This window comes from Pseudoalteromonas qingdaonensis (assembly GCF_038739665.1).
Classification (GTDB): domain Bacteria; phylum Pseudomonadota; class Gammaproteobacteria; order Enterobacterales; family Alteromonadaceae; genus Pseudoalteromonas; species Pseudoalteromonas qingdaonensis.
Window position 1 is genome coordinate 326,481 of sequence record NZ_JBCGCU010000002.1, and the last position, 25,871, is coordinate 352,351.

Genomic DNA, 25,871 nt, shown 5'->3' on the forward strand with positions numbered 1-25,871 from the left:
TTGGGGGTTGCCAATGCTAAATAAAGATCTAGAAATTACTTTAAATGATGCGTTTAAAGAAGCCCGCACTCGTCGTCATGAATTTATGACGGTCGAGCATTTATTGCTGGCGCTATTGGATAACCCATCGGCCAACGAGGCTTTAATTGCCTGTGGTTTGGATTTGGCCCTGTTACGCAGTGAATTATCTGAGTTTATTGATGAAACCACTCCTGTTATCTCAGATCTTGAACAAGAGCGTGAAACACAGCCTACCTTAGGTTTTCAACGTGTACTGCAGCGCGCCGTATTTCATGTGCAGTCGTCCGGTAAAAATGAAGTCACCGGCGTTAACGTGCTTGTCGCTATTTTCTCAGAGCAAGAAAGCCAGGCCGTTTATTTGCTCAAAAAACATGATGTTAATCGTCTTGATATTGTCAACTTCATCTCTCATGGTATTTCTCGTGCCGATGATGAAAGCGAACATATTGACGATCACGAGGAAATTTCCGAAGAATTGGTGGGTGAGGCCAGCGAAGAGCAAAATATTCTCGATAAATACACCACTAACCTTAATGTGGAAGCACAAAAAGGCTCGGTCGACCCGCTGATTGGTCGTGATCAGGAAGTGGAGCGCACGGTGCAGGTATTGTGTCGCCGTAAAAAGAATAACCCCTTACTGGTGGGGGAAGCCGGGGTGGGTAAAACCGCTATTGCCGAGGGCCTGGCCTATCGTATCGTCAATAATGAAGTACCAGAAGTGATCGCCGATGGCGTGGTCTACTCGCTGGATATGGGTGCCTTGCTTGCCGGTACTAAATACCGCGGCGACTTTGAAAAGCGCTTAAAAAGCCTGCTTAAACAGTTGCAGCAACAACCCGGAGCCATTCTCTTTATTGATGAAATTCATACCATTATCGGTGCCGGAGCGGCATCCGGCGGGGTTATGGATGCATCGAACCTGATCAAACCCCTGTTATCGAGCGGCCAGATACGCTGCATGGGTTCGACCACCTATAACGAATTTAAGAATATTTTCGAAAAAGACCGTGCCTTGGTTCGTCGCTTTCAAAAAATCGACATCAATGAACCAAGTATCGATGACACCACGAAAATTCTTAATGGCTTAAAAGAGCGTTACGAAGAGCACCATGGTATTCGTTATACGCAAAAAGCACTGCGTGCGGCGGCCGAACTGAGCGCCAAATACATCAATGAACGTCATTTGCCGGATAAGGCCATAGACGTTATCGATGAAGCTGGTGCCAATCAGCGTTTGCAGCCCGTGTCTAAGCGCAAGAAAACCATTAATGTGGCGGATATTGAGCAGATCATTGCCAAGATTGCCCGTATTCCACAGCAAAGCGTGTCTTCGTCCGATAAGGAAGTATTGAAAAACCTGGACCGCAATCTCAAGATGCTGGTGTTTGGTCAGGATCAATCCATTGACGCCTTATCCTCGGCCATCCGCTTATCTCGCTCAGGGTTGGCCAATGAAGATAAGCCGGTGGGTTCTTTCCTATTTGCCGGTCCGACCGGTGTGGGTAAAACCGAAGTTACCAAGCAGCTGGCCAAATGTATGGGCATTGAGTTTTTACGCTTCGATATGTCCGAATACATGGAGCGCCATGCGATCAGCCGTTTGATTGGTGCGCCTCCTGGTTATGTGGGTTACGAGCAGGGCGGTTTGCTGACCGATGCGGTAATAAAACACCCTCACGCCGTGGTGCTACTCGATGAAATCGAAAAGGCTCACAGCGACATCTATAACATACTGTTGCAGGTAATGGATCATGGCACATTGACGGATAATAATGGTCGTAAGGCCGACTTCCGTAACGTGGTTTTGGTATTGACCACCAATGCCGGGGTGCAGGAGACGGTGAAAAACAGCATAGGTTTTGCCGATCAGGACAGCTCTTTTGATGCCATGAGCGAGATAAACAAGGTGTTTTCACCTGAGTTTAGAAACCGTCTCGAAAACATCATCTGGTTTAATCACCTCGATAGCGAGATCATCCTGCTTGTGGTGGATAAGTTCCTGGTGGAGCTGCAAGCCCAGCTTGATAAGAAATCCGTTAATCTGGAGCTTAGCGATGCTGCTCGTCGTTGGCTGGCTCAGAAGGGCTATGACAAGGCAATGGGCGCACGTCCTATGGCTCGGGTAATACAGGAGCAATTGAAAAAGCCATTGGCCAATGAAATCCTGTTCGGCAGCCTTACCGACGGAGGCGACGTTCAAGTTGATGTGGATACAGATAACGACTGCTTGTCATTTAGCTATGCGTCGCAATTAAGCCCAGCCTAATGACATGTTAGGCAAATGGCAGATAACAAAAAGCCCAGCTCTTGCTGGGCTTTTTGCTAAATCGGCTTAGCGTGCAGGCGTATTAACGAGCACGGAAAACGATACGGCCTTTTGATAGATCGTAAGGCGTAAGTTCCACTGTTACTTTGTCGCCAGTTAAAATACGAATGTAGTTTTTACGCATTTTACCGGAAATGTGAGCCACAACCACGTGACCATTCTCAAGCTCTACACGGAACATTGTATTAGGCAAGGTTTCTAGTACCGTACCTTGCATTTCAATTACGTCTTCTTTCGCCATATCTAGCGTAACACCTCTGTGATAGTTAAACGCATGGGATTGTGCCGAAAAGCAACGAATAAGTAAAGCCAAGGCACTGAATTTGTCGATTTTACAGGCAAATTACGTCTTCCCAAAGATTATTGCGCAGTTGTTGTGCGGGCAAGTACTGCAGCTTGTATCGCATCTTACGACATTCGTCTATTTGATAGCCAAGATACAGGTAAGCTTTCCCCCAGTGAGCTGCCAATTGGATCTGCTTGATGATCATTAAACTGCCCAGACTCAAATGTTCATAATCCGGGTCGAAAAAGGTATAAATGGCGGATAGGGAGTTGGCCATCACATCGGTGACGGCCACGGCTATCAGCTTGTCTCTGTCCCACAGCTCGATAAAGTTGATATCCATCCAGTGACAAAATAAAAAACTGTCAAATTGTGAGCGCTGCGGCGGAAACATGGTGCCATCGCTATGGCGAACATTAATATAACGTTCGTACAAGGGATAATATTCGGCTTGTTCGCGCTTACTGATACGTACCTGAAACTCTTTGGCCTTGGCTATTAAGCGTTTTTGCGAGCGGCTGGGAGTATAATGGGGCGCTAATACCCGCACTGCCTGACAGGCATTGCAGCTTGGACAATGGGGCCGGTAAATCTGCTCACCACTGCGTCTAAATCCTTGTTTTAACAAGGCTTCGAATCCATTTGGACTGTAACAAACCGGGTCTAGAATAACCAGTAATTGCTCTTCCTGAGCGGCCAAGTAACTGCAGGGGAAACGCTGACTAAGGCCGATTTTAATCGGAAGGTGTTGCGTCATAGGGAGTCTCTAACTGCCGAGCTTGCCAAAATGACAAGTCTACCGACTGATGGTTACTTTCCTTTAGTTTAGTCAAAAATTGCTGGCGTGACAGGGCCTTTGCCCCCAGTTGCTCTAGGTAGGGATTCATCAACTGACAGTCAATAAAGGCACCATTATTGGCTTTGAGTAATTCAACCAACGCCCACATGGCGAGCTTCGAGCACTCTGACACATGAAAAAACATCGACTCACCACAGAACACCCGAGATTGCATAATGCCGTACAAGCCGCCGACAAGAGTGTCGTCTTGCCATACTTCCACACTGTGCGCTAAGCCGTTTGCATGGGCATGGATATAGGCTTGTTCCATGGCATCTGTGATCCAGGTGCCTTCAACGTCCTGACGCTGCATCTTGCAGGCATGTATCACATCGGCAAAACACGTATTGATGGTGACGCGGGTATTAAGACGGCGTGCTGCCTTTTTCAGGCTGCGGCTGATATGAAACTCATCGAGCTCGATTATGGCGCGCTCACTTGGAGACCACCACATTAATGGTTCGCCTTCGCTATACCAGGGAAAAATGCCATGCTGATAGGCTTGCTGCAGGCGCAGCAGGGATAAACATCCACCTATGGCAAGTAGGCCATCGGGTTGGGTTAGCGCTGTGTTGGGGTCGGGGAAACCTTCATCAAGGCTGCCAAGGTAATGTAAATATTGAGTCATAAAAAAGCGGGGCTTAGAAATGCCTAAGCCCCATTTATATTACTTAAGGTTATCTAAGTAACGCTCGGCATCCAGCGCTGCCATACAACCTGTACCGGCCGAGGTAATGGCCTGACGGTAGATATGATCAGACACATCGCCAGCGGCGAATACGCCTTCGATGCTGGTTTGTGTAGCATTACCGTTAAGACCAGACTCAACAACCAGGTAGCCGTCTTTCATTTCCAGTTGGCCTTGGAACATATCGGTATTTGGCTTGTGGCCGATAGCAATAAATACACCAGCTAAATCAAGTTCTTCGGTAGCGTCAGACTGGCTGTCTTTCATGCGCAGACCAGTTACACCCATGTCGTCACCCAGCACTTCGTCTAGGGTGCGGTTCCAGTGAATGGTTACGTTGCCGTTTTCTGCTTTTTCTAACAGACGGTCAGCAAGGATTTTCTCACTGCGGAAGCTGTCACGACGGTGGATAACATGGACTTCAGAAGCGATATTAGAAAGATAAAGGGCTTCTTCAACGGCGGTATTACCACCACCAACAACGGCCACTTTTTGATTCTTATAGAAGAAACCATCACAGGTTGCACAGGCAGATACACCACGGCCCTGGAATGCAGTTTCTGACTCAAGACCCAGGTACTTAGCTGATGCACCAGTGGCGATGATCAAAGCATCGGCGGTATAAGTGCCGCTGTCGCCTTTTAGCTCAAACGGGCGCACATTGAGGTTTACTTCGTTGATATGGTCAAAGACGATTTCAGTTTCAAAGCGCTCGGCGTGCTCTTTCATACGCTCCATCAATGCCGGGCCTGTCAAACCGTGGGCGTCGCCAGGCCAGTTTTCAACTTCGGTAGTGGTGGTCAACTGACCGCCTTGTTGAATACCGGTAACCAATACCGGGTTTAAGTTAGCACGGGCAGCATAAACGGCGGCTGTGTAACCAGCAGGGCCAGAGCCAAGGATAAGTAGTTTGCAGTGTTTAGCGCTCATAATACGTCTCAAATGAATTTATAGAATTAGGTTATGCGGGTGATTCTAAGAAAAACAATCCATATGTAAACAAAATTACGAATTTTCCATTTGCATAAATACCTAGGGTGTCAAAATAACTGTACTGTGTGATTAAACAGCAAATAGCGACAGCCTAAGCGTTATTTCATGACCTTAGATATTTTTTTTGCTATGTTCTAGGCAAATAAAAACTCGCAGACAGCGCCAAGCTGATGACGAAGCAGAAAAATAAGGGCCTTATGTATTTTTGGCAACATCAAGCAGGCTATGGCCTCGAACAACAAGATATAGACATACTACTTGATGCAAAAAGCTATCGAAGCAAGCTACTTGAGTTGATCGCCGGTGCGAAACAGCGCATCTATATCACCGCCTTGTATTTACAGGACGATGAAGCGGGGCGGGAAATTCTCGAAGCTCTTCACAAAGCCTCGCAAAACAACCCAGAATTAGATGTAAAGGTATTTGTCGATTACCATCGTGCCCAACGCGGTTTGATTGGCGCTAAGGCCAGTGAAGGCAATGCGGCCTTGTATCTGAGCGCCCTTGAGCAACATCAATCCAATGTGCAGGTCTATGGTGTGCCCGTGAAGGCCAAAGAGCTTTTTGGCGTGTTGCACCTAAAAGGCTTTGTTATCGACGACACCTTACTCTATAGCGGCGCCAGTCTTAATAATGTGTACCTGCAGTATTTTGATAAATACCGTCTCGACCGTTATTTTTTGATACGCCAAGCGCAGCTATGCGACGCCTTTGTGGAATTTAGCGATAAGGTATTATTAGCAAGTGATGCGGTGCCACGTCTCGACACCAGACCCATCCCTAAATTTATCGATATTAAGGGTGAACACCGCAAGTTGGTTAAAGCACTAAAAAAAGCCAGTTATACCTTGGCCAAAAATAACGACGAGAGCGATTTAACGATACGCCCCTTTATTGGCCTTGGGCGCAGAAATAACAAGCTCAATCGTTTGATTAAGCAATTGTTTGATATTACCGAAAAGGAATTGGTGCTTTACACCCCTTATTTTAATTTCCCCACGCCCTTGCTACGCGCCTTGCGTCGATTATTGCGCCAGGGTAAGCAAGTCACCATAGTGGTAGGGGATAAAACCGCCAATGATTTTTATATTCCGCCAGAGGAAAAGTTTTCCAAGGTGGGGGCATTACCGTATTTGTACGAAACCATCCTAGCCAAGTTTTTGAAAGCTCAGCAGCGTTATGTGGATGCCGGTAACCTCAATGTGTATTTATGGCAGCACGAGATGAACTCGTTTCATCTTAAGGGCATTTGCTCGGATAACCGCTACCATCTGTTAAGCGGCCATAACCTCAATCCCAGAGCCTGGGGTTTGGATGTGGAAAATGGTATTTTTATCGATGACAAAAAAGGGCAGCTTGTGGATGCGGTGGCGCAGGAAAAAGCGGCTATTATGGCTCATTGTACCAGGCTGCAAAGTTACACCGAACTTGAACAGTTGAACGATTATCCTGAGCCGGTACAAAAAATATTAGGGCAGGCCAAGCGCGTAAAGGTCGACTTTATTATCAAGCGCTTTATCTAGCTTGGTTTCAAACCAGCAGAAAATAAAAAACCCGCTAACTAGCGGGTTTTTTGTGAACACTAATTAGAAATTATAGTGTTTCAACAGCAGTGCGTGGGTCAACATATTCCATGTTGAACGCTTCTGCTACTTCTTTGTAAGTTACCTTACCCTTGATCACGTTAAGGCCTTTTAGGAAGTGCTCGTCTTCAAGTAGCGCTTGCTTGTAGCCCTTGTTCGCTAGCTTGATGATGTAAGGCAGGGTTGCATTGTTAAGCGCGAACGTAGAAGTACGTGGTACCGCGCCTGGCATGTTAGCAACACAGTAGTGCACAACGTCATCAACGATGAAAGTAGGCTCATCGTGCGTAGTTGCCTTAGAAGTCGCGATACAACCACCTTGGTCGATTGCTACGTCAACGATAGCAGCACCTGGCTTCATCGCTTTGATGTGCTCGGCAGTAACTAGTTTAGGCGCAGCAGCACCTGGGATAAGTACGCCACCGATAACAAGGTCAGCATCAACAACGTGCTTCTCAAGGGCATCAGCAGTTGAGTAAACAACTTTAGCCAGTGAGCCAAACTGAGCGTTAAGGCTACGTAGTACGTCAATGTTACGATCAAGAATGGTTACATCAGCACCTAGGCCTACAGCCATTTGCGCCGCGTTACGACCAACCATACCACCACCGATAACAACAACCTTCGCTGGCTCAACACCAGGAACGCCACCTAGTAGCATACCAAGACCTTGCTTAGACTTTTCTAGCGCCTGAGCACCGGCTTGGATTGACATACGACCAGCAACTTCTGACATAGGAGCAAGAAGAGGTAGACCGCCTTTAGCATCGGTTACTGTTTCGTAAGCGATACAGATAGCGCCACTTTTCACTAGGTCTTCAGTTTGTGGAAGATCTGGGGCTAGGTGCAGGTAAGTGAATAGAATTTGATCTTCACGTAGCATCGCACGCTCAACGGCAAGCGGCTCTTTTACTTTGATGATCATTTCAGCTTGAGCAAAAACCTCAGCTGCAGTTGGCAAGATTTTAGCGCCAACTTCAATATAGTCTTCGTCGGTAAAGCCAATACCTAAGCCCGCGTTGGTTTCAACGATCACTTCGTGACCGTGAGCGATCAGCTCGCGTGCGCTTGCTGGGATCATGCCCACACGGTATTCGTGGTTTTTAATCTCTTTTGGTACACCGATAATCATAAATAACTATACCTTTTTGAACGGAAAAAATTTTTCACTATTGTACATATGGATAATTAGTGTGTCTCACTATTTTGCAATTCATAGCTAGTGTATTAAACTTTATTAATTCTAAATTCAGTGCAATTAACTATTATCAGCCATGCATCAACAACTTGATAGAATCGACCGTAAAATTTTAGTCGAATTACAGCGTGATGGGCGTATTTCTAACGTTGAACTAGCTAAGCGTATTGGCCTGAGCGCCACCCCTTGTTTGGAGCGGGTTAAAAAACTCGAACGTGAGGGCTATATTCGTGGCTATAAAGCCGTTGTTGATCCTGCCAAATTAGGGCAGGGCCTTTTGGTGTATGTTGAGGTTACTATTACCAAGACTTCACCGGATGTATTTGACGAGTTTAATCAGGCGGTGAAAAAGCACGATGAAATTGTTGAGTGTCATCTGGTGTCCGGTAATTTTGATTTTCTGTTAAAGACTCGGGTAACGGATATGTCGGAATACCGTCAGGTACTTGGTGACATCTTATTAAAGCTGCCAAACATCAGTGAAAGCCGCACCTATGTAGTAATGGAAGAAGTCAAAGGGGAAGAGGCCTTGATCATTCGTCCCCAGGTGCCCCAATAAGGGCGTAAAGCCTAGGTTGCAATTACAATTACTGATTATAAACCCAGTGCATCTTGAGATTAGAATTGGTAAGGTAGGCGTATTGCGCCGAAATATCTAGATAAATAATAAGGATAAAGGAATATGCGCCTAAATGGTGTACAAAGACTACTTGAGACGGGCTTAATTATAAGCACCGCCTTTGCCATTTTCATATTATGCGCACTTATCAGTTTCGATCCTGCCGACCCATCCTGGTCGCAAACCGGCGAATTTATCGATGTTAAAAATATCACAGGTACTGCAGGGGCCTGGTTAGCCGATATTCTGCTCTTTAGCTTTGGCTGGTTGGCGTTTTTAGTGCCCGCCGGCATCCAGTTATTTGGCTATTTTGCCTTTAAGCGCCCTCACCAGGTACTGAGCCTTGACTATATCACCTTGGCCTTGCGCCTTATCGGTTTGGTGCTGTTTGTATTGAGTTCTTGTGCCATTAGCTCGGTTAATTTCGACGATATTTTTTACTTTTCTTCCGGTGGGGTAGTAGGGGATGTAATAGCCGGCGCCATGATGCCCGCCTTTAGCTTTACCGGCACTTCAATTCTTTTGTTGTGTTTCTTTTTTGCCGGCTTAACCCTGTTAACCGGTATTTCCTGGGTGCAGTTTGTCGATACCTTGGGCGCCTATGTTATGAAAGCCGGGCTATGGCTGTGGAACTGGTTACAGCGTAAACGCGGTCAGTGGCGTGATGAATATGAGCAGGCCGAGCTGCAACCAGCCCTTGAAGGCAATGCTGCCGAGGTTAAAATGCTTCATGATACGCCTGATGACAAGGAAATAAGCAAGCAGACACAAGATAAAGCCGAGGCTAAACAAAAAGCGCCGTCTTTAATGGACAAAGCCGCGGCCATATTTGCTTCTGAGCCTAAATCAAAAGCAAAAGAAGAACCGGCTTTTGATGGTGAGTTTAAAATCGAACCGGACTCTCTAGCTCCAAACACTGCAGCTCCAGTTAAACAACAGCATGCGGCATTGGATCAGCTTGATGATATCTTCGCCGATGAAATGGCCTTTAGTGCCACCGATGATGAAGGCTTTGATACCGTTGACGCGCTAAACGAATTAGACCGTGAACAGCCATTAGCTAAATCTGAGCCTAAGACAATGCCGAAGCCTGCGGTTAATGGCCAAGCGGCGCACACGCCCTTAAATAACCAGCCACTATCGGCAAAAGAAAAGTTTGACCAGCTTATGGCCGAGCAGCCGCCCATGGCACCTTTACCTTCGTTAGACCTGCTAGATCGCCCAGACAAACAAAAGAATCCCATCTCCGAAGAAGAACTCGAAGCCGTATCGCGCTTAGTTGAGGCCAAATTACAGGACTTTGGCGTTCAAGCCGCGGTTGTAGGCGTGTACCCGGGTCCTGTGGTAACCCGTTTTGAGCTGGACTTAGCACCGGGCGTAAAAGTAGCGAAAATTTCCGGCCTTGCTAAAGACTTGGCGCGCTCGCTGTCTGCCGTCAGCGTGCGTGTGGTTGAGGTTATTCCGGGTAAAACCTATGTTGGCCTGGAGCTACCAAATAAGCACCGTGAAGTGGTGCGCCTGTCGGAAGTGATTAACGCGCCTAAATTTGAACAGAATAAATCGCCATTGACCATGGTGCTGGGTAAAGACATCGCCGGTCAGCCTGTGGTGGCTGACCTGGCAAAAATGCCACACTTGCTTGTTGCTGGTACTACGGGCTCTGGTAAGTCAGTGGGCGTTAATGTGATGATCTTAAGCTTGCTGTACAAGTCGCCGCCGGAAGATGTGCGTTTGATCATGATTGACCCGAAAATGCTTGAGCTTTCGGTGTACGAAGGGATCCCGCATCTTTTATGTGAAGTAGTCACAGATATGAAGGAAGCGGCCAACGCCCTGCGTTGGTGTGTAGGTGAGATGGAGCGCCGCTATAAACTAATGTCGGCGCTTGGTGTGCGTAACCTTAAAGGTTATAACCAGAAGGTATTGGATGCAAAAGCGGCGGGACAACCCATTTTAGACCCGCTGTTTAAAGATACCGATGGTATGGCCGATGGCCCACAAGAGTTGGATAAGTTGCCAAACATAGTGGTGGTGATCGACGAATTTGCCGACATGATGATGATAGTGGGTAAAAAGGTTGAAGAGCTGATTGCCCGTATCGCGCAAAAGGCCCGTGCCGCTGGTATTCACTTGGTTTTGGCCACGCAGCGACCGTCTGTGGATGTGATCACAGGTCTGATTAAGGCCAATATCCCGACTCGTATGGCATTCCAGGTGTCATCGAAAATCGACTCGCGCACCATCTTAGATCAGCAGGGCGCCGAGCAGCTGTTGGGTATGGGTGATATGTTGTATTTGCCACCGGGTACCAGCGTGCCGGTACGTGTGCATGGCGCATTTGTGGATGATCACGAGGTACATGCGGTGGTCAATGATTGGAAGGCCCGCGGCAAGCCAAATTATGTGGATGAAATCCTCAATGGCGATGCGGTGGAAGACGTCTTACTGCCAGGTGAAACACCAGAAGATGAAGATGGCGAAGCCGACCCGCTTTATGATGAAGCCGTGGCTTTTGTGATTGAAAGTGGTCGTGTATCGGTTTCCAGCGTACAGCGCAAACTGCGCGTTGGCTATAACCGTGCCGCTCGCCTGGTCGAACAAATGGAAATTTCCGGGCTGGTTAGCCCGCCGGGGCACAATGGCTCCCGGGAAGTATTGGTGAAAAACAACGCCAATTAATTGCCTGTATTGGAGGTATTATGAAACGTATTTTTATGTCTGCTGTGCTTTTTTCTCTCACAGCGACTCATGCCTTGGCCGATGATGCCAAGGCGCTAAAGGAAAAGTTAGCGGGTTTAAACTCGCTCAGCAGCGAATTTTCTCAGCAGGTTTTTGACCCAGAAGGCGAGCTGGTAAGCGAAAGCAATGGTCAGTTGCAGTTGGAGCAACCTCGTAAAATTCGCTGGCAACAGCAAACCCCTGATGAAACCTTATTCGTCTCTAACGGTGTCGACAGCTATTATTTCGACCCTTTTGCTGAGCAGGTAACCTTGCTTGATACCGCCAAACTTATCGACAATACGCCGTTTATTTTATTAACCACGGACGATGAGCAGCTGTGGCAAAAATTTACCATTACCGCCACTGGACATGGCTTTGCGGTAAAACCCATTAGCAAGGAGCAAGGCCAGGTAGAGCAGCTTAGCCTGTACTTTAACGAGCAAGAGCAGATCTCCGCTCTTGAGGTTATCGATCAATCCGGGCAGCGCTCTAAATTTGAATTCAAGGATGCGCAAATAAATAGTGATATTGACGATGGTCGCTTTGAATTTACCATTCCTGAGCAGGTCTTTATTGATGACCAAAGGGAGCAGCGAGGAAGCCAGATAAGTGGCTAATAGTTTTTCTCTCGACTTTGCCCCCGATGTGCGCCCACTTGCGGCGCGCATGCGTCCTACGTCATTACAGCAATACATAGGCCAAAGCCATATTCTTGGCCCAGATCAACCCCTTTACCGTGCCATTACCTCGGGCCAATGCCACAGCCTGATTTTATGGGGTCCGCCGGGCGTGGGCAAAACGACTTTGGCGCATATTATTGCCCATCACTGCGATGCTGAATTTATCACGCTTTCTGCGGTTACCGCCGGAGTGAAAGATATACGCGACGCCGTCGAGCAGGCGCAACTGAGCCTGCAGCAAGGGCGTCGCAGCCTGTTATTTGTCGATGAAGTTCATAGATTTAATAAGTCGCAGCAAGATGCGCTGTTACCTTATGTGGAAAACGGCACCTTTATCTTTATCGGTGCGACTACGGAAAACCCGTCTTTTGCCCTGAATAACGCGGTACTGTCTCGAGCTCGAGTTTACACCCTGAAAAAGCTGAGTCTGGATGAACTCAAGTCCGTAGTGAACCAAGCACTGACGCAGGATGATGAGCTAATAAATGCCCATATCAGCATTGCCGATGATAGCCTGGAGCAACTGTGCCAGGGTGCCTCTGGCGATGCGCGCAGCGTGCTTAATTTACTCGAGCTTGCCGCTACCTATGCCATTAGCGCCAAGGGTACAGCCACGACTAAAGGCGTGGCTATCGACCAGGAAGTGATGCAGCAGGTCGCCCCGCAAATGGTGGCCCGCTATGACAAGGGCGGTGATCACTATTACGATTTAATTTCTGCCTTCCATAAGTCGGTTCGGGGCTCAAGCCCGGACGGGGCCCTGTATTGGTATTGCCGTATTATTACCGCCGGTGGCGATCCCCTGTATGTGGCACGTCGCTTATTGGCCATTGCCACCGAAGATATCGGTACCGCGGATCCCAAAGCCATGGAAGTGGCTTTAAACGCCTGGGACATTTATCACCGCGTCGGACCTTGCGAAGGCGAGCGTGCCATCGCCGAGGCCACCATTTATCTTGCCAGTGCACCAAAAAGCAATGCCGTTTATACCGCTTTTAAAGAGGCAAAGCGTCATGCCATAGCGACCGCCGATCTCGATGTGCCCTTGCATTTGCGCAATGCTCCCACGGCCTTGATGAAAGAGCAGGGCTTTGGCGCCGATTATCGTTATGCCCATGACGAACTCGGCGCCTACGCGGCTGGAGAGAGCTTTTTTCCGCCGGAAATTGCGCAAACTCAGTATTATCACCCCAGCGACAGGGGGCTGGAAAAGCGTATCGCCGATAAGCTGCAGTATTTAAAGGAACGCGACCAGCAGAGTCCGCGCAAACGCTATGAGCGTGATTAATACCTATCTTTTGATTGCCCTAGGCGGGGCGCTTGGCGCTTGTATGCGCTTTGGTATTAATGAATTAGCGCTAAAACTCCTGTCCAAGGGATTCCCTTTTGGTACGCTGACGGTTAATATTCTCGGTTCATTGTTAATGGGCGTTTTATACGGCCTTTTGGATCGTGAAATACTGACTGATCCACACCGCCTGACCCTGGGAATAGGGTTTTTAGGCGCACTAACAACATTTTCAACATTTTCGCTCGATACCCTGCTGCTAATGCAGCAAGGTCAGTGGCTGAAAGTGGCGTTAAACATCCTGCTTAATGTCGGGGTGTGTATTTTTATGGCTGCAATAGGCCTCATGCTAACAACGCAAAAAGGTTAATAACTCACATGTTAGACTCAAAGTATCTCCGTCAGGACGTAGAGCAAACAGCCGCACGTTTAAAAACGCGTGGTTTCGAATTAGACGTTGCCAAGCTTGCCGAGCTTGAAGAGAAGCGCAAAGCACTACAAGTAAAAACACAAGAACTACAAAGCGAGCGTAACTCCCGTTCCAAGGCCATCGGCCAAGCCAAAGCCAAAGGTGAAGATATTCAGCCGCTTCTTGATGCCGTTGCGCACTTAGGCGACGAGTTAGAAAACGCCAAAAAAGAACAAGACGATGTTTTAGCTGAGCTAAACGATATCGCCTCTGGCTTACCAAACTTGCCAGCAGAAGAAGTGCCGGTAGGTAATGATGAAGCTGACAATGTTGAAGTAAGCAAGTGGGGCGAGCCGAAGTCGTATGACTTTGAAGTGAAAGACCATGTTGACCTTGGTGAAGCACTGGATAAAGGCTTGGATTTCGAAGCCGGCGTTAAACTATCAGGTGCCCGCTTTACCGTGATGCGCGGCCAGGTTGCCCGTATGCACCGTGCACTTGTGCAATTTATGCTTGATACCCATGCAGATAAAAACGGCTACACCGAAATGTACGTGCCTTATTTGGTAAACAAGGACAGCCTGTTCGGTACAGGTCAGTTGCCTAAGTTTGCCGAAGATCTGTTCCACACCGAAAAACTGGGCGAGCATGATGCAGGTTTTAGCTTAATTCCAACCGCTGAAGTACCGCTTACAAACTGCGCCCGCGATGAAATTTTCGATGAAAAGCAGTTACCTGTACGCATGACGGCGCACACACCCTGTTTTCGTAGTGAAGCGGGCAGCTATGGCCGTGACACTCGAGGTCTAATTCGTCAGCACCAGTTTGATAAAGTTGAATTGGTACAACTGGTTAAACCGGAAGACTCAATGCAGGCTTTAGAAGAGCTAACCGGCCACGCCGAACAAATTCTACAGGCTCTTGAGCTGCCGTATCGTAAAGTCGTGCTGTGCACCGGCGACATGGGCTTTGGCGCAACGAAAACCTACGACCTTGAAGTCTGGTTGCCGGCTCAGGATACTTACCGTGAGATCTCTTCATGTTCAAATATGGGTGATTTCCAGGCGCGCCGTATGCAGGCGCGTTTCCGCCGCGCCGGTGAGAAGAAGCCTGAACTTCTTCATACCCTAAATGGCTCAGGCCTGGCCGTTGGCCGTACCTTGGTAGCCATCTTGGAAAACTATCAACAAGCCGATGGCTCTGTTGTGGTACCAAGTGTACTGCGTCCATATATGGGCGGCTTGGAAGTTATTCGCGCGCAATAAGCACTGAGGCACATCCAAATAAAAAAGGTCGCTATGTTAGCGGCCTTTTTTGATCTAGCGGGCTAAATATCATGCTAACGGCGTTGGTATAAGTAATTTAATTGATTGACTCTATAGTGGGGCTGATTTAGTTTCGCTAGTTGGGAATGACCCAATTAACTTTTGCTTATAAAGCGCTTACAGAGTCAGGTATTTATGTTAAATAATGAGTTCTTTGATCTGCTAAAAACCATTATCCGCCAACCCAGCGTGGTCGGTGCTGAGCATTCATTTTTTCGGGTGTTACAAAGGGAGTTAGAAGAGCGCGGCGCGCACGTAACCTGGTACGAAGGCCTATTGGTGGCGCAAGGGAGTAAACCCTTCAGCACCATGTTTTCCGCCCATATCGATAGGCATGGCCTTATTTGTACCGGCCCCAATGAGTTTCAATATGCGGCCTTTATCTCAGCTAATCGAACGGATTTATTAAATAACTCGGTATCCGAAGAGCTGATGACCAAGATCACCGAGCGCTTTCAAAATGAACCCGTGTATGCGTATGAACCCTGGTCCGGCGCCTACCGTGGCAGTGGCGTGATCACCAATGCCTACATCTGCGAATATCGTAATAACCTGATCTTTGAAATTGACGGCTTAGAAGGCTTGGTTGCCGGTACGCCTGTGGCTTTTAAAGATAAATTAAAAATACAGGAGCAGCGACTTTACGGGCAGCTCGACAACGTTTTATGTGCGGCGGCCTTGGTGCATATGTTTAGTCTTGGCTTTCAGGGCACGGCGTTTTTTACTGCACAGGAAGAAGCAGGCAAGAGCTGGCGCTACTTGCTTGAGTGGTTTCGTCGATTTGGCGGCTCTACAAACCGCCTGTTTGTGGTTGATACCAGTCCATTTCCTGATGTGGACGCAGCAGACAATCAACAACTGGTGCTCAGAAATAAAGATGCCAATGCGGCTTTCAATAGCGAGGCAACGCAAATGGTGCAGCAGCTTTGCGAGCATCAGAATATAAGCTACCTGTATAAAGACAAATATATGGAAGCCATAAATGAGCAGCTGGTAGCCCAAGGCGAGGAGCCAAGATCCATTGGCAGTACCGAATTAGGGCGTATCATCGCCGCGTCTAACGGTTTAGTAGACGGCACCACGATTCAGATCCCATCGACCGGTTACCACACCATGTCGGAGTCGGCGTCTGTGCAGTCGGTTGAGACCTTCTTATCGCTTTTATGTGCCTTGTCAAAGGAGTAGGCGGGTGGGGGGCAAGCAGAGCCGGTTTATGGACTCTGCTTGCTCATTCATCATTCCGTACCAATAAAGCCGCCGGTTTGATGAGCCCAGAGCTGGGCATAAATACCGCCAGCGGCGATCAGCTCCTGATGCGTGCCTTGCTCAACAATATGACCCTTATCCATCACTACCAGGCGATCCATTTGCGCTATGGTCGACAAACGGTGGGCAATGGCTATAACGGTTTTATCCTGCATCAGGGTATCTAAACTGGCCTGAATGGCCGCTTCGACTTCTGAGTCCAGTGCCGAGGTGGCCTCATCGAGTACCAATATCGGCGCGTCTTTTAACAGCACTCGGGCAATGGCGATACGCTGGCGCTGACCGCCGGAGAGTTTAACCCCGCGCTCACCCACTTGAGCGTCCAGTCCCTTATTACCCTTGCTGTCTTCAAGCTCTTCGATAAATTCCCAGGCCTTGGCTTGTTTGGCCGCATTGATTATTTGCTCATCGCTGGCATCGGCCAGACCATAGCCGATATTTTCCCGCACGCTACGGTGTAATAGGGCGGTATCTTGCGACACCATGGCGATATGCTGGCGCAAGCTCTCCTGGGTAACGCCATCTATTGCTTGGTTGTCGATGCTAATGGAGCCTTGCTCCACATCGTAAAAGCGCAGTAAAAGATTAACCAAAGTCGATTTACCGGCGCCTGAGCGCCCAACTACACCGACTTTCTCGCCAGCGCGAATATGCAAATCCAACCCAGCCAAGACACTGTGCTGTTCATCCTGCTGGGCCTTGCCATAGTTAAAGCTGATATGGTTAAAGCTAATGGCGCCGGAGCTAACTTCTAGCTTTTTGGCATCGTGTTTGTCTTCGATGGCGATGGGCTTAGTAAGTGTGCTCATGCCATCGGCTACAGTGCCTATGTTTTCAAATAAGGCGCTTATTTCCCACATGATCCACTGAGCCATGCCGTTTAGGCGCAGCGCTAAACTAACCGCAATGGCAATGGCGCCAACGCTGATAGCACTTAAAGACCACAAGTAAATAGATAGCGCCGCGGTAATAGCGACCAGGGTGTAGTTAAGCACTTGCACGCTCACTTGAAGGCCTGTGGCCAAGCGCATTTGGCGATAAACTGGGTCTAAAAACAGCTCCATCGACTCCTTGGCGTAGCGCTCTTCAGTCGATGAGTGAGAAAACAGCTTAATGGTGGAAATATTGGTGTAGCTGTCAACGATGCGGCCTGTCATTTGCGAGCGCGCCTCGGCTTGCTCCTCGGCAACGCGCTTTAAACGAGGAATAAAATAGCGTTGAATACAGGCGTAGCCCAGCAACCAGAGCAACATGGGCGCTGTCAGGCGCCAGTCTGCCTGGCCAATAAACAGCAGCATGGCAGTAAAATAAACCAGAATATAGACGGCAACATCTAACAGTTTGATCACGGTTTCCCGTACCGCCAGGGAGGTTTGCATCACCTTGGTAGCGATACGCCCGGCAAAGTCATCCTGATAAAAGCTCATGCTTTGGCGCAGCAGATAGCGGTGCGCCAGCCAGCGGATCGACATGGGATAATTGCCAAGTAGAGCCTGATGCAATACGGCAGAATGCACAAACACCAGTATGGGCAAGATGATCAGGGTCAAAATGCCCATAAACCAGAGTTTACCGCTGTCTTTGGCGAACAGCTCTTGTGGTGTGGTCTGATTAAGCCAATCAACCAGCTGTCCCATAAAGCTAAATAGCGATACCTCAATCACAGCTAAAAGTGCGGCACTGACAGACATAACCGCCAGCGGCCATTCCATTCCTCGGGTGTAATAACGACAAAATGCCAGCAAGCCTTTAGGTGGCGCTTTTGTGCTGCGTTCGGGGAAGGGGCGGGTTAGCTTTTCAAAAAATGCAAACATAAGACCATATACAACTAATTCCGTTAATGGCGCAGTGTAGCGGCTTTAAAAAGAGCTGCCTAGCCATGAAGCGTGGTAAATCAGCAACAGTGTGCGGCTTAGGGGATTAATATTATTGCTGGGATGATAACAAAGACCCCATTACTGGGGTCTTCGGGTTTATACCGCTACTGCTTGCTCTGCTTCGAGCTTAGCTATCATTTGTTCACGCATTTTGAACTTTTGTAGCTTGCCGGTCACCGTCATTGGGTATTCATCGACGATTTCAATGTGTTTGGGAATTTTAAAGTAGGCCAAGTGCTCTTTAAGATAGTCACGCACCTCTTGCTCATCGAGGAAGTGGCCGTCTTTTAATTTAAGCCACAGGCACACCTGCTCGCCGAACTTATCATCGGGAATACCAAATACGGCGGCATCACTGATCGCCTCGTTAAGGTATAGCAGCTCTTCGATTTCACGCGGGTAGATGTTCTCACCGCCACGTATGATCATGTCTTTGATACGACCCACTATGGTGACATAGCCTTGTTCGTCCATAACGCCAAGATCGCCTGAGTGCAGCCAGCCTTGTGCGTCTATGGTGGCCTTAGTTTTCGCCTCATCACCCCAGTAACCCTGCATTACGCAATAACCGCGGGCACATATTTCTCCGGCCGCGCCAATGGCAGCCACTTCGCCGCGCTCATCGATGATTTTCACCTCGGTATGCGCCATGGCCCGGCCTACGGTTTCCACTTGCTTCTCTATGGGCGAGTCTATATCGGTAATATGATTAATGGGGCTGCATTCTGTTTGCCCATAGCCAATCAGCACTTCAGTCATATTAAATTCACTGTGCACCTTGCGCATCAATTCCTGCGGGCAGGTGGCGCCGGCCATAACCCCGGTACGCAGAGTAGAAAGGTCAAACTGAGAAAATTCTGGGAGCTCCAATTGCGCAATAAACATGGTAGGCACACCATGTAAGGCGGTGCAGCGCTCCTGCTCAACAACTTTCAGCGTGGTCAGGGGTTCAAACGACAGGCTAGGGAAGATGGCGCAGGCGCCGCTGGCAACACAGACCAGGTTGCCGAGCACCATGCCAAAACAGTGGTACAAGGGTACAGGAATGCACAGGCGGTCGCTTTCGTTAAAGTGCATGGCACGGGCAACGAGCAAACCGTTATTCAATATATTTCTATGGCTTAGGGTCGCGCCTTTTGGGTTGCCCGTGGTGCCGGAGGTAAACTGAATGTTGATGGCGTCATCCGGGCTGAGCTGCGCTGCTATTTCCTGCATCTGCTTATAATGTTGAGCTTGGCCTAAGTTTTGTAACTGGGCAAAGGGCAGCATACCGGGGAGCTCTTGCTCACCTATGCTGACTACCTGAACCAATGAAGGCAGTTTTGTTATGGGGCCTTGGTGGTTAGGCTCTTTTAGCTCTGGCGCTAACTGATACAGCATATCGACATAATTTGATGCCTTAAACTGCTGCGCCATGACCAGAAATTTCACCTCAACGTTATTGATGGCAAATTCCAGTTCGTGAGGGCGGTAGGCAGGGTTCAGGCACACCATAATGGCGCCTATTTTTGCGGTCGCCATTTGGATCAGTGACCATTCGATATTATTCGGTGACCAAATGCCGACCCTGTCTCCTGGCTGTACGCCTAATGCCAATAGGCCGGTGGCGACCCGCTCTATTTCTTCAAGGTAACGTTTATAGCTCCAGCGTATGTCTTGGTGGCAAACGACTATGGCTTCTTTATCCCCATAGGTGTCGACAATACTTTGCAAGTAATCGCCTATGGTCAGCTCGCTTAGGCTAACCTGACGAGTGCCTTGGTACGCGCTGTGAGTAAGGGGGAATTGCGGGTTTAAATGCGTGGGCATACTGTGCCTCCTTGGCGCAAAATGAATTTTACTCAATCAATTCTTAGCAACTACTCAAGCATAGATTGTCGACACATTCCATTAAAAAAGACGATTAACCCCACAGGTTCGACTAAAGGTGTAGATAGATGTCGACAAAGGGCGGTGAATTTAGATAGGCAGGGCAAGATAGACGTTTATAAATATGGGGGAGTGTGGGCCCGGCGCAAATTTGTCCGGACCCTATTAGCTGCTCAGTAAGAAGGAGCTAGACAAGTGTTAGAAAAGCAGTATTTTAAAGCCGATAAGGATCAACACCACACCGCCGAGTAATTCGGCTTTGCTTTCTAACCAGGTGCCGCTGCGCGCGCCAACGAAGACACCGACAAAACTAAATACCAGGGTGACTGCCCCGATAATTGCACAAGCCAACAAGGGGTGAACATCAAGCAAGGTTAGGGTAAAGCCCGCTGCCATGGCATCAATGCTGGTAGCTATGGCCAGTAACAACAACACCTTATGAGTGATTTGCGCTATATCTTCTTCGATGCCTTCACTGAGGGCTTCAAAAATCATTTTCGCGCCGATAAGCAGTAATAGGCCAAAGGCTATCCAATGAGCATAGGCTTCCACCCAGCCTAGCACGCCTTTACCACCGAGATAACCAATTAAAGGCATTAGGCCTTGGAACAAACCAAAATACACGCCGGCTTTGAGTGCCAACGAGCGCGTTAAGCTGGTGTGTTTTGAGCCAAGCCCGATGGATACGGCAAAGGCATCCATACTTAGGGCCACGGCCAAGATAAAAACTTCAATCATCTGAAACTCGCTATTTGTTAGGTCTTAGAATAAGTGACTGCACATAAAAAAGGCCGCTGGAAAAAGCGACCTAGTAGCATGTAATTCTTTTGCACTTAATCTTTTACGTAAGTGCGCTGCATTATATACACATAAGCTGTGATAAATGCTTGCTCTTGGAACTTCTTTAAGCCGGTTTCTTCAAAATCGATAGGAACAGGGTTGCGCTTTAATTGTTCTTTCATGGTGGTGGCATTAAGGATACGCACATCTAGCTCGGGAATAAGCTGCAGCGCTGTTTCCATTTTAAAACCAACGGCACCACCGGCGAATTTGCCTTTATGAGGGCGGCCTTTAATGGCGATTGAGTCAACGCCATAGTCTTCCATCAGCTTTTTAAAATCGCGGTAAAACTTTTGCACTTGCTCTGTGTCGTCGGCGTCACTGAGTACAAAACGTGTTTGTCTTACGTCGCGAATGTCGAAAACGTCATTGTCTTTTGATAATAAGCACAGCAGCACTTCGCTGCCTTTAATTTCTACACCACAGGTATTCATGTTATATCGCCTTTGTATTCAATGGCCTCTAGTATATCAGAGATGCTGTAAAAACAATGGAATAAAATTATTACTTGAACCTTGAATTTGTATGCAGGGCACGCGAGAATAGCCGCTCGCGCTCACACTCGGGCGCAACAACATCATCGCAATGCTTGTTGGTATAAGCGTTGATTATGAATTAAAACGATTAAATATAACGTACTACATGTGGCGCGGCGTAGGTGTCACCACTGTAAAAGGATTAAACATGCCTGTAATTACTCTTCCTGACGGTAGTCAGCGTATTTTTGATAACCCAGTATCAACTTTAGATGTGGCCAATGACATCGGCCCAGGTCTTGCGAAAGCAACCATCGCCGGTCGTGTAAACGGCGAGCGCGTTGATGCCTGCGACCTAATCACCGAAGATGCGCGTTTAGAAATTATCACCGCCAAAGACGAAGATGGTTTAGAAATTATTCGCCACTCTTGTGCTCACCTTATTGGTCATGCCATTAAGCAGCTTTACCCTGACGCCAAAATGGCCATAGGTCCGACTATCGATAACGGCTTTTATTATGATGTCGATATGGAGCACTCGCTAACCCAAGAAGATCTTGAAGCGCTTGAAAAGCGCATGCTTGAGCTCGCCAAAACCAAATATGATGTTGTTAAAAAGGTTGTTAGCTGGCAAGAAGCCCGCGATACATTTGCAGCGCGTGGCGAAACCTACAAGATGGAAATCCTTGACGAAAATATCTCAAAAGATGACCGTCCGGGCCTATACCATCACGAAGAGTATGTTGACATGTGTCGTGGCCCGCACGTACCTAACATGTCTTTCTGTCAGCACTTCAAACTGATGAAGGTGGCCGGCGCATACTGGCGTGGCAACTCAGAAAACAAAATGCTGCAACGCATCTACGGCACAGCGTGGGGCGATAAAAAGCAACTGAAAGGTTACTTGCAGCGCCTAGAAGAAGCAGAAAAGCGTGACCACCGTAAAATCGGTAAAGCCCTTGATCTATGGCACTGGCAAGAAGAAGCGCCGGGCATGGTGTTTTGGCATAACGACGGCTGGAGCATTTACCGCGAGCTAGAAGATTTCGTTCGTGAAAAGCTACGCGAGTACGATTACGAAGAAGTAAAAGGCCCATTGATGATGGACCGTGTACTGTGGGAAAAATCAGGTCACTGGGACAAATATGGCGACGCCATGTTTACTACCGAGTCGGAAAAGCGTGAATACGCTATTAAGCCTATGAACTGCCCAGGTCACGTACAAATCTTTAACCAGGGTTTGAAATCATACCGCGACCTGCCACTGCGTATGGCCGAGTTTGGTTGTTGTCACCGTAATGAGCCTTCAGGTGCACTGCATGGTTTGATGCGTGTGCGTGGCTTTACTCAGGATGATGCCCATATCTTCTGTACCGAAGAGCAGATCCTCGACGAAGTAGCGGCCTGTATCGACATGGTTTACGACACATACTCAACTTTCGGTTTTGAAAAAATCGTAGTTAAGCTGTCGACTCGTCCAGAGCAACGTATCGGTGAAGATGAGCTGTGGGAAAGAGCAGAACTGGCCTTAGCGCAAGCGCTTAACGACAAGGGTATTGAGTTTGAATACCTGCCAGGCGAGGGTGCCTTCTACGGTCCGAAAATTGAATTCACTCTTTACGATTGTTTAGAGCGTGCATGGCAATGTGGTACAGTGCAGCTAGACTTTATGTTGCCGGGTCGTTTAGGTGCAACTTATGTTGCCGAAAACAACGAGCGTCGTACTCCGGTAATGATCCACCGTGCGATTTTGGGTTCAATCGAGCGCTTCATCGGTATTTTGACCGAAGAATACGCCGGATTATTCCCAACCTGGTTAGCGCCAAAGCAGGTTGTATTGATGAATATTACCGATAAGCAGGCCGATTATGTGCAAGAAGTTGTACAAAAATTAAATAAACTGGGTATTCGTGCTGCAGCCGACTTGAGAAATGAGAAAATTGGCTTTAAAATTCGCGAACATACTTTAAAACGTATTCCTTACCTGTTAGTTGTTGGCGACAAAGAAGTTGAAGAACAGGAAGTCGCAGTAAGGACACGTACAGGTGAAGACCTGGGCAAGTTTAAAGTCGATGACTTTATTACAAAAATCGCAGACGAAATTAAGAATAGACGTTAGTCTGTGATGGAAAAAGGGTGTGCCAAATACTGAAGGTTACACCCTTTTTTGTTTTTAATATTCTTGGAGGAACGTACCATTAGAGGCGGAAAAAAGAGTCAACAAACGACTCAAAAAAATCGTATTAACGAAGACATCACGGCAAAAGAAGTTCGACTAATTGGCTTTGACGGTGAGCAAGCAGGCATTGTGTCTTTGAGTGAAGCGTTGTCATTGGCGGAAGAAGCTGGTGTCGATCTCGTTGAGATCAGCCCTAATGCTGAGCCACCTGTTTGTAAGGTTATGGACTACGGTAAGTTCATTTTCGAAAAGAGCAAGGCACAAAAAGAACAGAAGAAGAAGCAAAAGCAAATCCAGATTAAGGAAATCAAGTTCCGTCCGGGTACTGACATTGGTGACTACCAGGTTAAATTGCGCAACCTTCGCAAGTTCTTAGAAGCGGGCGACAAAGCGAAAGTAACTATCCGCTTCCGCGGCCGTGAAATGGCCCACCAAGAAATTGGTATCGAACTTTTAAATCGTATTAAAAACGATTTAGAAGATTTGGCAACCTGCGAGTCTTTCCCTAAGAAAGTCGAAGGTCGTCAAATGATCATGATGCTAGCGCCAGTGGCTAAAAAATAGTATACTGCGCGACTTAAGATTTAGTGCAGGTTTACAAGCTAGCTAAATTGCCTTGGTAATTTATTTAGCACCTGTATCTATCCGGTTGAAAGTAAGGGGCTTTTTAAGTCCCTTCACCGGTTTTGGGAGTAAGTTAGGCCAATAAAGTGTCAGCATAAGCTGGACGCCTGCTTGCTAAATTTAAGCAATATCAATTGGAGTTATTGCAATGGCTTATAAGCTAAAAACACACCGTGGCGCCGCTAAGCGCTTCAAGAAAACTGCTTCTGGCGGTTTTAAGCGTAAACAAGCGCACCTTCGTCACATTCTGACCAAGAAAACCTCTAAGCGTAAGCTTCACCTACGTCCTAAGCTAATGGTTCACAAGAACGACCACGGCTTAGTTTCTCGTATGTTACCATTCGCTTAATAGGGGTATAGAATAATGGCAAGAGTAAAACGCGGTACTATCGCGCGCGCACGTCACAAGAAAGTTTTAAAGCAAGCTAAAGGTTACTACGGTGCACGTTCACGTGTTTACCGCGTAGCTTTCCAAGCGGTTACTAAAGCGGGTCAATACGCTTACCGTGACCGTCGTGCGAAGAAACGTACTTTCCGTCAACTATGGATTGCACGTATCAACGCAGCAGCTCGTCAAAATGGTTTGTCTTACAGCCGTTTCATCAACGGTCTTAAGAAGACTTCTGTAGAGATCGACCGTAAGATCCTTGCAGACATCGCTGTTTATGACCAAACTGCTTTCGCAGCACTAGTAGCTAAGGCTAAAGAAGGCCTAGAAGCTTAATTTGTGCTAGCAGAGAAAGGAGCCAATTGGCTCCTTTTTTATTGCCTGCAATTCCTGTTAACGGGATTTAGTTAATACCAATTCTGTTAAGTATGTGATCAGAGATAGCGCTGGATAAATGATGTGATTAGCTATTTAAGTGAATTGGTATAATACCCAGTCCATCCAACTGTTGGGCAAGATTCTTCTTAAAAAGCCGAATAAATAGGTTGGGGTAGTGACATAATACCTGGCCTGTGGTCGTTGCGACTCCAAGGCGTGCACCAAGCGCTTGTAAACAGCCTCCGGGCCTAGAGTAAAAGGTTGCGGCCCAGTGGCCGACTCTAAACGACGTTGCTGTGCCAAATAGTTTTCCCTGTGCGCACTGGTTTCAATATCTATCCCCGAGGTTAAAAAAGCCTGCAGGGCATTATCACGAAACTTTGAAGTGATGGGGCCGGGCTCTATCAAAGATACATGGACACCACTGCCTTTGAGCTCCAAGCGCAATGTATCTGTTAGACCTTCCAAGGCAAACTTACTGGCGTTGTAGGCGCCGCGATAAGGTAAGGTCACCAAACCGAGCACAGAGGAGTTTTGAATAATGCGGCCATGGCCTTGCTTGCGCATTATTTTACAGGCTAACTGGGTAAGATGGTGCCAGCCAAAGACATTGGTTTCAAATTGCTTGCGTAGTGCCTCTACAGGTAAGTCTTCTACAGCGCCGGGCTGACCATAGGCGCCATTATTAAAGAGCGCATCGAGTTTACCACCGCTGTGGACAAGCGCCTCTTGCAGACCTTTTTCAATTGATTGCGTATCTGTGTAATCAAGCTGCACACAGGTAATACCCTCGCCATTGAGTTTATCTACATCCTCTTGGACGCGACAACTGGCAATAACCTTATAGCCACGCTTTTGTAATTGTTGCGCGCAATAATAGCCAATACCGCTGGAGCAGCCGGTGATAAGTATGGTTTTCATAGTCTAATGTAAAGTCTAATGTAATGATTATTCGCTGGTTTGTAGGCAAACTAGCATTTCATCGCAGCCCTCGCCAGC

23 protein-coding genes are annotated in these 25,871 nt (G+C 47.8%); 13 read left to right on the plus strand and 10 right to left on the minus strand.

The genetic code is table 11. The features are described 5' to 3' along the window. Window positions 1-13 precede the first annotated feature (13 nt). Window positions 14-2,287: an ATP-dependent Clp protease ATP-binding subunit ClpA gene (gene clpA, locus WCN91_RS03520; RefSeq protein ID WP_342676325.1), complete on the plus strand. Its 2,274-nt coding sequence runs from the start codon at window positions 14-16 to the stop codon at window positions 2,285-2,287. Window positions 2,288-2,369: 82 nt separating this feature from the next. Here clpA and infA read toward each other — a convergent pair whose 3' ends face one another. From infA to trxB, 4 genes are all read right to left on the minus strand, one after another. Further along, window positions 2,370-2,588, minus strand: coding sequence for a translation initiation factor IF-1 (gene infA, locus WCN91_RS03525; protein ID WP_023401681.1), 219 nt, complete (start codon window positions 2,586-2,588; stop codon window positions 2,370-2,372). 91 nt (window positions 2,589-2,679) lie between these two features. Continuing rightward, window positions 2,680-3,390, minus strand: a complete 711-nt coding sequence (locus WCN91_RS03530) for an arginyltransferase (RefSeq protein WP_342676327.1) — start codon at window positions 3,388-3,390, stop codon at window positions 2,680-2,682. After that, on the minus strand, window positions 3,368-4,099 hold the full coding sequence (gene aat, locus WCN91_RS03535) for a leucyl/phenylalanyl-tRNA--protein transferase (protein ID WP_342676329.1): 732 nt from the start codon (window positions 4,097-4,099) through the stop codon (window positions 3,368-3,370). Before aat ends, WCN91_RS03530 begins: the two co-directional genes overlap by 23 nt. Window positions 4,100-4,138: 39 nt before the next feature. Next, window positions 4,139-5,092: a thioredoxin-disulfide reductase gene (gene trxB, locus WCN91_RS03540; RefSeq protein ID WP_342676396.1), complete on the minus strand. Its 954-nt coding sequence runs from the start codon at window positions 5,090-5,092 to the stop codon at window positions 4,139-4,141. 257 nt (window positions 5,093-5,349) lie between these two features. Here trxB and pssA point away from each other — a divergent pair, with 257 nt between their 5' ends. Continuing rightward, on the plus strand, window positions 5,350-6,675 hold the full coding sequence (gene pssA / locus WCN91_RS03545) for a CDP-diacylglycerol--serine O-phosphatidyltransferase (protein ID WP_342676398.1): 1,326 nt from the start codon (window positions 5,350-5,352) through the stop codon (window positions 6,673-6,675). 70 nt (window positions 6,676-6,745) lie between these two features. Here the strand turns inward: pssA and ald are convergent, their stop codons facing one another. Beyond that, on the minus strand, window positions 6,746-7,867 hold the full coding sequence (gene ald / locus WCN91_RS03550; protein WP_342676331.1) for an alanine dehydrogenase: 1,122 nt from the start codon (window positions 7,865-7,867) through the stop codon (window positions 6,746-6,748). Between the two features lie 142 nt (window positions 7,868-8,009). Here ald and lrp point away from each other — a divergent pair, with 142 nt between their 5' ends. From lrp to WCN91_RS03585, 7 genes are all read left to right on the plus strand, one after another. Further along, window positions 8,010-8,492, plus strand: coding sequence for a leucine-responsive transcriptional regulator Lrp (gene lrp, locus WCN91_RS03555; protein ID WP_105254140.1), 483 nt, complete (start codon window positions 8,010-8,012; stop codon window positions 8,490-8,492). Between the two features lie 123 nt (window positions 8,493-8,615). After that, the gene (locus tag WCN91_RS03560; protein ID WP_342676335.1) at window positions 8,616-11,231 is read left to right on the plus strand and encodes a DNA translocase FtsK; all 2,616 of its coding nucleotides are present in this window, start codon (window positions 8,616-8,618) and stop codon (window positions 11,229-11,231) included. A 20-nt stretch (window positions 11,232-11,251) separates the two neighbouring features. Continuing rightward, window positions 11,252-11,890 carry an outer membrane lipoprotein periplasmic chaperone LolA gene (lolA, locus tag WCN91_RS03565; protein WP_342676337.1) on the plus strand — a complete coding sequence of 213 codons (639 nt, stop codon included), beginning with the start codon at window positions 11,252-11,254 and terminating at the stop codon, window positions 11,888-11,890. A 49-nt stretch (window positions 11,891-11,939) separates the two neighbouring features. After that, on the plus strand, window positions 11,940-13,241 hold the full coding sequence (locus tag WCN91_RS03570) for a replication-associated recombination protein A (protein ID WP_342676400.1): 1,302 nt from the start codon (window positions 11,940-11,942) through the stop codon (window positions 13,239-13,241). After that, complete coding sequence (gene crcB / locus WCN91_RS03575; RefSeq protein WP_342676402.1) at window positions 13,234-13,611, plus strand: fluoride efflux transporter CrcB; 378 nt, start codon at window positions 13,234-13,236, stop codon at window positions 13,609-13,611. The genes WCN91_RS03570 and crcB overlap by 8 nt, the downstream gene beginning before the upstream one ends. A gap of 8 nt (window positions 13,612-13,619) precedes the next feature. After that, window positions 13,620-14,915 (plus strand): serine--tRNA ligase, encoded by a 1,296-nt coding sequence (gene serS / locus WCN91_RS03580; RefSeq protein ID WP_342676339.1) that lies wholly within the window; start codon window positions 13,620-13,622, stop codon window positions 14,913-14,915. Window positions 14,916-15,110: 195 nt separating this feature from the next. Next, window positions 15,111-16,160: a peptidase M42 gene (locus WCN91_RS03585; RefSeq protein WP_342676341.1), complete on the plus strand. Its 1,050-nt coding sequence runs from the start codon at window positions 15,111-15,113 to the stop codon at window positions 16,158-16,160. 50 nt (window positions 16,161-16,210) lie between these two features. On the opposite strand, the gene WCN91_RS03590 is transcribed toward WCN91_RS03585, so the two are convergent. The 4 genes from WCN91_RS03590 to WCN91_RS03605 all read right to left on the minus strand — a co-directional run bounded on the left by WCN91_RS03590 (window position 16,211) and on the right by WCN91_RS03605 (window position 21,261). Beyond that, window positions 16,211-18,055 (minus strand): ABC transporter ATP-binding protein, encoded by a 1,845-nt coding sequence (locus WCN91_RS03590; RefSeq protein WP_342676343.1) that lies wholly within the window; start codon window positions 18,053-18,055, stop codon window positions 16,211-16,213. 159 nt (window positions 18,056-18,214) lie between these two features. Further along, complete coding sequence (locus WCN91_RS03595) at window positions 18,215-19,927, minus strand: AMP-binding protein (RefSeq protein WP_342676345.1); 1,713 nt, start codon at window positions 19,925-19,927, stop codon at window positions 18,215-18,217. Window positions 19,928-20,185: 258 nt separating this feature from the next. Continuing rightward, entirely contained in the window at window positions 20,186-20,725 is a 540-nt protein-coding gene (locus WCN91_RS03600; protein ID WP_342676347.1) for a manganese efflux pump MntP, read from the minus strand. Between the two features lie 95 nt (window positions 20,726-20,820). Then, window positions 20,821-21,261, minus strand: a complete 441-nt coding sequence (locus WCN91_RS03605) for a DUF3010 family protein (protein WP_342676349.1) — start codon at window positions 21,259-21,261, stop codon at window positions 20,821-20,823. A 250-nt stretch (window positions 21,262-21,511) separates the two neighbouring features. Between WCN91_RS03605 and thrS the strand changes: the two genes are divergently transcribed. The 4 genes from thrS (at window position 21,512) to rplT (ending at window position 24,830) form a co-directional block, all read left to right on the plus strand. Next, window positions 21,512-23,422: a threonine--tRNA ligase gene (gene thrS / locus WCN91_RS03610; protein WP_342676351.1), complete on the plus strand. Its 1,911-nt coding sequence runs from the start codon at window positions 21,512-21,514 to the stop codon at window positions 23,420-23,422. 63 nt (window positions 23,423-23,485) lie between these two features. Then, window positions 23,486-24,046, plus strand: coding sequence for a translation initiation factor IF-3 (infC, locus tag WCN91_RS03615; RefSeq protein WP_105199099.1), 561 nt, complete (start codon window positions 23,486-23,488; stop codon window positions 24,044-24,046). Window positions 24,047-24,254: 208 nt separating this feature from the next. Then, window positions 24,255-24,455, plus strand: a complete 201-nt coding sequence (rpmI, locus tag WCN91_RS03620; protein ID WP_022944197.1) for a 50S ribosomal protein L35 — start codon at window positions 24,255-24,257, stop codon at window positions 24,453-24,455. Between the two features lie 15 nt (window positions 24,456-24,470). Next, window positions 24,471-24,830 (plus strand): 50S ribosomal protein L20, encoded by a 360-nt coding sequence (gene rplT / locus WCN91_RS03625; RefSeq protein ID WP_105189760.1) that lies wholly within the window; start codon window positions 24,471-24,473, stop codon window positions 24,828-24,830. Window positions 24,831-24,965: 135 nt separating this feature from the next. Here the strand turns inward: rplT and WCN91_RS03630 are convergent, their stop codons facing one another. Then, a complete protein-coding gene (locus tag WCN91_RS03630; RefSeq protein ID WP_342676359.1) occupies window positions 24,966-25,793 on the minus strand; it encodes an SDR family oxidoreductase in 828 nt (275 codons plus the stop codon). Between the last annotated feature and the right edge of the window lie 78 nt (window positions 25,794-25,871).